Source organism: Marinobacterium marinum (assembly GCF_013868415.1).
Lineage (GTDB): Bacteria > Pseudomonadota > Gammaproteobacteria > Pseudomonadales > Balneatricaceae > Marinobacterium > Marinobacterium marinum.
The window spans coordinates 1-1,073 of sequence record NZ_JACEMT010000053.1 but is presented as its reverse complement, the minus strand read 5'-3'; the positions used below and the strand labels follow the sequence as shown (position 1 = coordinate 1,073).

At 44.4% G+C, this 1,073-nt stretch carries 2 protein-coding genes; one reads left to right on the top strand and one right to left on the bottom strand.

The window, feature by feature from the left end:
* Positions 1–626 (top strand): hypothetical protein (locus tag H1S06_RS13130; protein WP_220183885.1); only part of this gene is annotated, 626 nt, incomplete at its 5' end.
* Between the two features lie 279 nt (positions 627–905).
* Here the strand turns inward: H1S06_RS13130 and H1S06_RS13125 are convergent.
* A partial coding sequence (locus H1S06_RS13125) for a transposase (RefSeq protein ID WP_181740954.1) occupies positions 906–1,073 on the bottom strand: 168 nt, incomplete at its 5' end.

Below are 1,073 nucleotides of genomic sequence, written 5' to 3'. Positions count from 1 at the left end.
ATGCGCATAATCAAAGTGTCTACTTTTTGTGGGTAGGACCAGTTTCAGTCATGATAAATAGTATATCTCATACAAAAAGCTCAGGGTGGATCAATTTAGATGCATGGTCGGAAACATATATAGGAGCTTATTGGCTAGTCAGAAATGAGCTTCCGGCTTATCAGTATCAAGCTGATGTCCATCATGGTCCGCTCTCTCAAATGGTACTGCTAGCATCACACCAATTGGTCGAGATAATTTTCTTCCAGTGTGTAAGGTCAATATTTGAAAATAACCCTGGTAACTTTTTGAAGATTGAAAAATCGTACAGCAGAGCCAGCTTTGGTCGTGCGCTGGAGGAATGGCCAGAAATCTTAACTGGTGTACCGCTCGATCTGACCAAAGAGCCGTTAAATTCAGTCTGCCGCTTGAAAAATAGACGGAATGCCACAGTGCATAAAAACTCAGCATTAACGTCTCTTGAAATGGCAAGGTCAGCATTGTTTTCAGCAGTAGAAGCATCGAAATTAATTGCTGAACATTTCATGGGGGATAATGGGTTCAAATATGAATCAGTTCTAAAAAAGTACCCTTTGCAGAAAGAACAATGGTTCGGCCAAGTTCAATTCATTGATGAGGTAACCTAACAAGGCACTGTTGTCGCAACACTATGTGTTGCTGGGACCTCAGCAGCTATGCTGCATCGGCCCCAAAGTGCGGCGTTATATTTTTCTGCAGTAAGGTTAGGCTCTGAATGACAGACGATAAGTATCAAATAACCAAGAAAGCACAATACCTTAAGGAACGTATGAACAAGTCCTCTCAGAGCCACCAAAACTGCATTTTCTCTGTGCCTGGGGCATGAAATGCGCACGTTCCCCCTTTTTTAACCGACTGCAACCGCCTTTTCAGGCAGCGCAGACGGATTAACCCTGCGCTCTCAACATCTGGTCTACCCGCACAACGTTGGCCAGCGCGAATAGCATCGCCAGTTTGCTATCGTTTTTCTTCAGGCCACGGTAGCGGGCTTTTACAAAACCAAACTGGCACTTGATGATCCGAAACGGATGCTCAACTTTTGCACGGATACTGGC